This window comes from Caldibacillus sp. 210928-DFI.2.18 (genome assembly GCF_020554505.1).
GTDB classification, from domain to species: Bacteria; Bacillota; Bacilli; order Bacillales; family Caldibacillaceae; genus Caldifermentibacillus; species Caldifermentibacillus hisashii.
In genome coordinates, this window is record NZ_JAJCHL010000106.1 from 1 (window position 1) to 9402 (window position 9402).

A 9402-nucleotide genomic window follows, 5' to 3' on the forward strand; every position below is an offset into this window, starting at 1 on the left:
TGTCGAAAGCGGGAATAAAAATTGGAGTTACGTGGAAGGAATTCTTCGCCGGTGGTTTGATAAAGGCTATCAAACCATCAATGAGGTTCGTGCCGCACAAAAGGAATATCGAGAACGTTTGAACAAAAAGAGTGCAAAACAAAAACCCCGAATGGAACGGGATATTCCAAGAAACTTTATCCTCGACATGGATGCCGGGGAAGACGAATAGATAGACAGGTCCCGCAAGCCTACCTTAACAACATCGACTAAAAATGGGACAAGGGACCTGCCCCTTTGGAGGTGATCATGAGAAAGAGTTTCCAGGTTGTTTGATGCAGGAAAATCTTGATGAGTGGAGAGCAAGGGCTGCGCAGGCAACATGGATGAATTAAGGCAAGTTATATATTCCTCTCGTCTGTGTGGGCTATGGGATTGAACGGATCAAAAATGATTGGCAGGGCATAAGTGCAAAAATTTTTGCTCATTGTGTTTACGGTGTCCAAAAAATGTCCGGCATAAACATTTTCTGGAAATTGCCGGTATAACCGGAGCAGTAAAACATTGAAAGAGTCTGACTTCACATTAATTATTTCTTAAAAAAGTTTGGTACTATCCAGTAATTCGTAGAGTAGTATTTTAAAACAAACAAATTCCCAAATTCCTTATAACTAAGGCAAAATACACTCAATTGAAGCAAAGGCAGGAAAAACAGAACATCAATTTATAAAAAAACAGATATCGCTAAGTTAATTCCTTAAAGTGAAACATAATAACTCGGAATTTTATTTGAAAAAATAAACTGTTCTTTTTCTGTGACTTCCATCTAGGGAAGAAAGTATGCTAATGTTGTAGTCAAATTCAGCAGCAACTAGCAGCTCAAAATGAGAATGAAAAAGTGTATCGAGACGTCCCCTAAATCTGAAAAGGGGACATAATATAATACTGCCAACTAATCTCGGGTTTGTAATTTTACCAGCTTATCCTCATAAATCTTCCTCTTTTTCGGTTGATTCGTACGGTTATAGAAGTCAATCATAGCGGCGAGCGCTTCTTCTAAAAGCCCGGTGTCATTTACTTTATCAAGAATCCGAAAGCCTTTTTCATAGGATTGTTCTGCTTTCTTTAAGTCCTTTTCCTCAATATGTTCATAACAATAGCCAAGACGGATATATGCTAACCCTTTTTCTTCCCGGCAGCTTGTAGATACGAGTTTTTCATAAATGGACAAAGCCTCACAATAGTGTTTTAAGGCTTCGTTCAGTTTTTGTTGTTCAAGGTCGTTAAAGGCGATGGCCTGCAACGTGTCGGCATAACTTTTACAATATTTGTGCCCACTAGCTTCCAGACGCTGTAAAAATTCCCGGAAGATCACAAAGGCGGCATCATAATTTTTTTCAAAAGAGTAGATTTTCCCTAAGCCGTAAAGGAACTGCAACCGGATATTCGGAAAGTTTTCCGAAAGCGTCAATCCTTCTTCTAAATAAGACTTTGCCTCAGCTAATTTATCCATTTTGATTAAGATCATCCCGATTTTTGCATACGTGTAAACCACGATGGCATCTGTATTTTGTCTAGTTGTTAAAATTTGTCCAAGTGCTTTTTGATAGTAGTTGACTGCTCGTGGGTAATTACCTATATTTTCATCAATTTCACCAAGCATCATAAGCGCCTTGATTATATCTTCATGCCCCGCTTCAAACGTTTCTTCAAATATTTTGAGCGCCTTCATGATTGACGAACGGGCTTGTTTCAGGTTTGTATAATAATAAATTTCTCCAATCTTTAATAATGTGCTGGCAACTTCAGCTTGGTCATTCCTCTTTTGATATTCTTGCAAAAGTTTTTCGTAGGGGAGACGAGCACTTTCAAAATTCTCTATTTTTATATAAGCATTCGAGATGATGTTGATTACATCAAGGGTGACCGGGTGGGTGTCCGGATAAATTTTATAAAAATAAGCCAGTGCCTTTTCCATTTGTTTGATACCGCCTTGAATATCATCATCAGCAAAAAAGATATTCCCGAGGCTACGGTAAGTAAGTCCATAGGCTAGGTGGTCATCCGGCCGATTTTTATCAAGCCAATCCAACAGTTTTGCTACGGTCGTCCGTGCTTTTTTCAATTGATTATATTCCGTTTCAAGGGTGATATAAACTAGGTGAGCATCAATGATCACCTTTGCCAGTTCCTTCTGGTCGACAGCGCTAACCAAGTTCAACGCTTTTCGGAAACGGCCGGCTGACTCGTCGTAGTTACGGATGCGCCGGTAATATTTTGCGATTGTTACATAGGCTTGGAATTGCAAGTTGACATCAAGGGTGTTTTGACTTAGGGCTTCTAATTGGGCAATCCATTCTTTAGCAGTACGTATGTCGCCATTTGTCAGTTGCTTTTTTACAGCTTCAATGATAGATGAAATTTGGTTGAGGTCCTTTTGCATAATCATGGGAAATATTCCTCCTTATCTGTCAGGTCCAAAGATAAAAAGGGAGCCATATGTTTCCATAGGGCACCCTAATCTTTAAATTTCTCTGACACGCCTTTTGTAAATGACATAATTTCTTGTTAAATAACGGAGCGGAAAGCTAAATGCATGAACCAATCTTGTAAATGGCCAAACGGTATACAGGATAAAGGTAGATAAAATATGAATCTTAAACCAGATTGGAATTCCCGCCATTAATTCCGGTTGAAAGTGGAAGGTAAAGATTCCACGAAACCATGGTGCAATTGTTGTTCGATAATCAAATCCTTGCGCGTCAACATTTAAAGAAGTTGCAGCTAAACCTGTTGCTAGGCACAAGATGACAACCAATAGTGCAACCCAATCACCGGTTGTTGTCGTTTTGAAAATTCGTTTGACACTAATTCTCCTATGTAGCAATAAGAGAATCCCGATGAAGGCAACAATCCCTGCAGGCATCCCTAAAATAATGGCTATCTTATGGTATATATGTTCCGGGATACCAAGTGCTTCGTAAAATTGAATCGGCACTAGAATTCCTGCGACATGTCCACCAAAAACGAAAATAAGACCCCAATGGAACATGAGGGAACCAATGCGTAATCTTTTCTTCTCTAAAATTTCACTCGATTTTGTTGTCCAGCCAAACTGATCTTTTTGGTAACGATATATGAGACCACCGATAAAGATGGTCAGAACGATATAAGGCAATATAGCCCAAAGGAATATATCGAGTCTGCTCACGATGAACCCCCTCCTTTAAAGATTGATTTTTGCCGTTTCCAAGCTAGATTCCGTTTCTATCCATTAATGCAACGAGTGCATCAAGAAGCTGGGCATAATAACTTTGATTCTCGTGTAATTTATTTCGTATTTCTAGAATTGATCCATAATGATTTTGTAAAAGATCGTTGCTGACATGGATCGGAACATTGCCGCAAAACTCAAGCATAAGCGGTAAGTAATCCGGTAATTCATTGTCCGTTATAGCGAAACCGTGTTCTTTATAAAATTCTTTTAGCTTTAATAGTTCAATTCCTCGTTCCCTTGCTTCACCGGAATTGAAGTAAGTGACATACAGATTCGTTGTTCTGCCAAAATCAAAGTGTTCAATATAATGTTCAATTAATTGATCTTCTGGAGTCTCAGCTAACACATGCAAAAATTGTGATAGAGGAGCCTGAATCTTGGCATCTTGGAAGTTGTCCACTTCAACTTGCAATTCCGGTAGGATGGTAAGCAATTCCTCATCCGGGTATTGAAAAAGAATTGAAATCAGTTGATAAATTTCTGTTTGATGCATTTATTATTCGCCTCCTTTTTTAGGGGGAGGGCTCCATATTTAAAAGCCCTTTTGTTGAATTAAAATTAAGAGAGAACCCCACAACCACCAGGTCCGCCGGCAAAGTCTAAGCCGCAAGCACCCTGATCATCGTACAAGTCTTGAACTTCTTCTTTATGGCTTTTTGGAATAACGAAGCGATCTTCATATTTGGCAATCGCAAGCAACCGATACATTTGTTTAATGCCATCTTCCGTTAAACCAAGTTCATCAATAATTTCGGTATCAAAAACTTTTCCGGTCGTTTGGGCACGCATGTAACTACGCATCACCGCCATTTTCTTCAAGACAGTCCGAATATGCGCAGTATCACCGGCAGTTAATAGATTGGCTAAGTATTCAATAGGAATCCGCATGTCATCAATGGCCGGAAAAATATCATACCAGTCTGCATTGCTTCCTTTTCCTTCAATCGTGTTCATGATTGGACTTAAAGGCGGGATATACCAAACCATTGGCATCGTGCGATATTCCGGATGAAGCGGCAAAGCAATTTTCCAATCAATAATCATTTTATAGATTGGGGATTTTTGTGCGGCTTCAATCCAGTCCATTGGAATTCCTTCTGCAAGTGCAGCTTGAATGACTTCCGGATCGTTTGGATTTAAAAAGATGCCAAGTTGTGCATGATACAGTTGTTTTTCATCTTCAACGGATGCGGCTTCTTTTACTTTATCTGCATCATAAAGCATTATCCCAATATAACGGATCCGACCGACACAAGTTTCTGAACAAATGGTCGGTTGCCCGTTTTCGATTCTCGGGAAGCATAATGTACATTTTTCTGCTTTGTTTGTTTTCCAGTTAAAATAAACTTTCTTATATGGGCAGCTTGTTACGCAATAACGCCAAGCGCGGCAAGCATTTTGGTCAACCAGAACGATCCCGTCTTCATCCCGTTTGTACATCGCACCGGATGGGCAGGAAGATACACAAGGTGCATTGATGCAATGTTCACAAATCCGCGGTAAGTACATCATGAACACATCTTCAAATTCGGCTTTGATTGATTCTTCCATTTTGACGACGTTTGGGTCACGAAGCCCGGTAATATGTCCGCCGGCTAAATCGTCTTCCCAGTTCGGACCCCATTCAAGGTCCATAAATTCTCCGGTGATAGACGATTTTGCACGGGCAATCGGTTGATGTTTTCGTTCCGGACTATTTGTTAATGTTTCATAGTCATAGTCCCAAGGCTCAAAATAATCATCCAATTCCGGTTGAGCCGGATTGTAAAATAAGTTTAACAGTCGATTTACTTTGGATCCTGACTTTAAAACGAGTTCACCGTCTTTTAGCTCCCAGCCGCCGCGATATTTGTCTTGATCCTCCCATTGTTTCGGGTAACCGATACCGGGTTTTGTTTCGACATTATTCCAGTACATATATTCTGCACCCGGTCGGTTGGTCCACGTGTTTTTGCAGGTGACACTGCATGTATGGCAGCCGATACATTTATCAAGGTTCATAACCATTCCTACTTGTGCCTTAACTTTCAAGCCAGTCAACCTCCTTTAATTTTCTGATAACAACGTTTAAATCACGCTGGTTTCCGGTGGGTCCGTAATAGTTAAATCCGTAACTTAATTGGGCATACCCGCCAATCATATGGGTTGGTTTCATGTGAATGCGGGTTGGGCTGTTATGGGTACCGCCACGATTTTGCGTGAGTTTTGTTCCCGGGACATGAATATGACGATCTTGGGCATGGTGCATAAATGCAACGGTTCTCGGGATTCTGTGCGAGACAACTGCCCGGGCAACGACAACCCCATTTCGGTTGAAGCATTCAATCCAATCGTTATCAGCCACGCCAATTTCTTCTGCATCATCTTTGTTTAACCAAATGGTCGGACCGCCACGGAATAGGTTGAGCATTGGTTTCGAGTCAAAATACATCGAATGGATGGACCACTTGTTGTGCGGTGTCAGGTAATTTAATGTAATTTCTTTGCCTTCCGCTTCCGGTCGATTTGAGTTGAATGGCTTTTGGTTCAAAATCGGTTTGTAAACCGCCATCGCTTCCCCGAATTCCTTCATCATGTCATGGTCAAGGAAAAACGATTGTCTTCCAGTAATCGTGCGAAACGGGATCATTTTTTCGACATTCGTTGTAAACGGTGAATACCGCCGGCCATCTTTTTCCGATCTGCTGAATGCAGGGGATGTGATGACTGTTTGTGGTTGTGCGGTTATTTTATCAAAGGTCATCAGGTCGCCTTCACGGTCTAAAGCCAAATCCTTCAGTTCCAAATTCGTTTGCTTTTCTAATGCTTCCCAAGCACGAACGGCAATTTTTCCGTTTGATGTAGATGAGAGGGTAAGCACGGCTTCACAAGCATTTCTTGCGTCACTGATATCCGGACAACCGTCTGCAATTGTGCCATTGTTAATCGTTCCCAGCCGACGTTTCAATTCGTCATATTCCTTTGCCAGACTCCAATTCATCCCTTTACCGCCGGATGGCTGTTTTTCCACATTCGGACCAAGGGCAATCATTTTATTGTAAATTTGTTTGTAATCTCGTTCGACTACATGAATTTGCGGCATTGTTTGCCCCGGGATTGGTTCACATTCGCCTTTTGACCAGTCGCGAATCTTTCCTAAAGGTTGGGCCATTTCGGCAGTAGTGTCGTGCTGTAGAGGAGTGGCCACAACTTCTTTCATCGGTTCCAGGTCAATTTCTTCAGCCATATCGGACACAGCTTTGGCGATCGTTTTAAAAATTTCCCAGTCTGATTTTGCTTCCCATGGTGATGCGACCGCCGGATTAAATGGATGAATAAATGGGTGCATATCGGTACTTGAAAGGTCATGTTTTTCATACCAAGTGGCGGCCGGTAAAATAATATCGGAATAAAGAGCCGTGCCGGACATCCGGAATTCCAAGTTCACAAGTAAATCTACTTTTCCTTCCGGGGCTTCTTCTTGCCAATTAATTTCTTCCGGCCGAATACTGTCTTCATCAGAATTCAGTAAACCGTTGGAGGTACCGAGTAAATACTTTAAGAAATATTCATGGCCTTTTCCAGAACTGGAAATTAAGTTGGCCCGCCAAACAAATAAGTTTCTCGGGAAGTTAACCGGATTATCCGGGTCTTCAATGGCAAATTGCAACTTGCGATCTTTCAATTGTTTTGCGATATACTCACCGATTTCTTCAGTTGTTGTGCAACCTGCCTCAACTGCCTCATTGTATAGGTCAATCCCGTTTTTATTAAAAGTAGGGTAGGACGGTAACCAGCCGAGTCTTGCGGCCAGGACATTATAGTCGGCCGGGTGCTGATATCTTGCTTTTTCCACAGTTGCGGAAGCCAAGTCACTGACCGGATGTTCTTCAAAGCGCCATTGTTCGGTAGCAAAATAGAAGAAAGATGTTCCGTTTTGCAGTTTCGGTGGTCCTTGCCAGTCTTTTGCCATTGCGATGGTGTTCCAGCCTTCTACCGGACGTAATTTCTCTTGGCCGACATAATGAGCCCAACCACCGCCGTTCACGCCTTGTGCACCGACTAAAAGAACGAGATTGACAATGGCACGGTAAATCGTGTCCGCGTTGTACCAATGGTTAATGCCGGCACCGACAATAATCATTGAGCGACCTTTCGTATCAATGGCATTTTGGGCAAATTCACGAGCGATTTTTATAACAAGTTCAGCGTCGACTCCGGTAATTTGCTCTTGCCATGCCGGTGTGTATGGCGTGAGGTCTTCATAAGAACTTGCTGCTTCTCCGCCAAGGCCGCGATCAATTCCGTAGTTGGCCAGCATTAGGTCATAAACGGATGTGACATATTCGGTTTTTCCATCGACTTCAACTTTTTTTACAGGGACATTTCGTGGAATTGCTCGCTTTCCTTGTTCATCAAAATATGGCATATCGACTGTAACCACTTCATCTTCCATACCTAAAAAGCTTAAAACAGGTTCAATTGGTTCCTCTGTATGTTCATCAACTAAATGGAGATTCCACTTACCTTGCTCATCCCAGCGAGAGCCCATGGTGCCGTGTGGAATGGAGAAGTCACCGGTTTTTTTGTTAAACATCGCCGGTTTCCATTCATTATTGGCAGAGTCAATACCAAGATCTTTTGCGTTGAGGAAACGGTCTAGTGTGAACGTTCCATTTTTATTTTTTAAAAGAACAGCAAATGGAAGATCGGTATATTTTTTCGCATATTCTTCAAAGTAGGGGGTCCTATTTTGATGGTAAAATTCGTTTAAAATGACATGTCCCATGGCCATCGCAACCGCACCGTCAGTCCCTTGTCTGACCGATAGCCATTCATCGGCAAATTTCGTTGACTCGGCATAATCAGGGCTAACCGAGATGACTTTTGTCCCTTTGTAACGGGCTTCAATTAAGAAGTGGGCATCCGGTGTCCGGGTTAATGGAACGTTTGAACCCCAAGTAATGATGTAGTTTGAGTTATACCAATCCGAGCTTTCCGGTACATCGGTTTGATCCCCCCAAATTTGCGGGGAAGCCGGTGGCAGATCGGCATACCAATCGTAAAAACTTAACATTGGGCCACCCATTAACTGCATGAAGCGGCTTCCGGATGCGTAACTAATCATCGACATCGCCGGAATTGGTGAAAAGCCGACATTTCGATCCGGACCGTACGTTAAAGTTGTGTAAAGAGTAGATGCGGCGATAATTCTTGCGGCTTCATCCCAGCTCGTACGAACAAGGCCGCCCTTTCCACGTGCTTGTTTATATCGTTTGGCTTTTTCTTTATCCTCGACAATCGACTTCCAGGCATCTAACGGATTATCATAGGTAGCGGTTGCTTCCTTCCATAAATCAAGCAGTTTTTTCCGTATGTACGGATACTTCACCCGGAGCGGGCTGTAAATATACCAGGAAAAGCTGGCTCCTCTTGGACAGCCACGTGGTTCAAATTCCGGCATATCAGGGCCTGTTGTCGGGTAATCGAGACTTTGACCTTCCCAAGTGACAATGCCGTCTTTCACAAAAATATTCCAGCTGCATGATCCCGTACAGTTGACACCGTGTGTGGAACGGATGACTTTATCATGCTGCCATCTTCTCCGGTAGACATTTTCCCAATCACGATTGCCGACTTGCAATTGACTATGGTTGTCGGCGTAGGTCTCTACCGGTTTCAAATATTTGAATCTTTGCCAAAGTGGAGAAGCCTTCTTTTTCATCGTAATCCTCCCTTTTTTGTAAAAGTAAGTGTTTTTGTATTTGCTATTATCATTTAACCATTGAGGTAAGTGGTTTCGTTGTGAAGTACATCACAGGAAAGTGGATAATAGTATTTGTAGAGAAGGTTTTGTGAAAAAGTAGAAATTATTACAAGATGAATTTATCTGAGGAAAAAGAGAGTATGTACGATTTGAATATAACAACTTAAGTTTCGCATCCAAAAGATGGGTGGGTATTTCGCTTTCTCTTCAAAAAATGGTGACGAGAATGGGTTTCGCCGTTTTATTGGTTTCCCTAGGTGAGAAACGGAAGAGAACAATAAGAGGCAATCCTTGTCTTTTCATAGTATAAGAAAGTATAAAAATACAGGTAAATAACTCGGGATCAGTTTTATTGTCTAGCTCCGAGCGCCAGCGACTGAGAAACTAACTCCCCTTTAAT

The 9402-nt window shown here is 41.9% G+C and carries 6 protein-coding genes; 1 reads left to right on the forward strand and 5 read right to left on the reverse strand.

Annotation, left to right across the window (positions count from 1 at the left end; genetic code table 11):
• Window positions 1-211: DnaD domain protein (locus LIZ98_RS15585; RefSeq protein WP_227140186.1), on the forward strand; the 211-nt coding region annotated here is incomplete at its 5' end.
• Between the two features lie 720 nt (window positions 212-931).
• On the opposite strand, the gene LIZ98_RS15590 is transcribed toward LIZ98_RS15585, so the two are convergent.
• From LIZ98_RS15590 to LIZ98_RS15610, 5 genes are all read right to left on the reverse strand, one after another.
• Window positions 932-2428 carry a tetratricopeptide repeat protein gene (locus LIZ98_RS15590; RefSeq protein ID WP_227140187.1) on the reverse strand — a complete coding sequence of 499 codons (1497 nt, stop codon included), beginning with the start codon at window positions 2426-2428 and terminating at the stop codon, window positions 932-934.
• A gap of 75 nt (window positions 2429-2503) precedes the next feature.
• The gene (narI, locus tag LIZ98_RS15595) at window positions 2504-3193 is read right to left on the reverse strand and encodes a respiratory nitrate reductase subunit gamma (protein ID WP_227140190.1); all 690 of its coding nucleotides are present in this window, start codon (window positions 3191-3193) and stop codon (window positions 2504-2506) included.
• 40 nt (window positions 3194-3233) lie between these two features.
• Entirely contained in the window at window positions 3234-3749 is a 516-nt protein-coding gene (gene narJ, locus LIZ98_RS15600) for a nitrate reductase molybdenum cofactor assembly chaperone (RefSeq protein ID WP_034767459.1), read from the reverse strand.
• Window positions 3750-3814: 65 nt separating this feature from the next.
• Window positions 3815-5287 (reverse strand): nitrate reductase subunit beta, encoded by a 1473-nt coding sequence (gene narH / locus LIZ98_RS15605; protein WP_227140188.1) that lies wholly within the window; start codon window positions 5285-5287, stop codon window positions 3815-3817.
• Window positions 5277-8960: a nitrate reductase subunit alpha gene (locus LIZ98_RS15610; RefSeq protein WP_227140189.1), complete on the reverse strand. Its 3684-nt coding sequence runs from the start codon at window positions 8958-8960 to the stop codon at window positions 5277-5279. The genes narH and LIZ98_RS15610 overlap by 11 nt, the downstream gene beginning before the upstream one ends.
• Window positions 8961-9402: the final 442 nt, after the last annotated feature.

Coding starts and splice junctions, on each gene's coding strand:
- narJ (WP_034767459.1), bottom strand. CDS start 3,749: ATGCATCAAACAGAAATTTATCAACTGATTTCAATTCTTTTTCAATAC.
- LIZ98_RS15610 (WP_227140189.1), bottom strand. CDS start 8,960: ATGAAAAAGAAGGCTTCTCCACTTTGGCAAAGATTCAAATATTTGAAA.
- LIZ98_RS15590 (WP_227140187.1), bottom strand. CDS start 2,428: ATGATTATGCAAAAGGACCTCAACCAAATTTCATCTATCATTGAAGCT.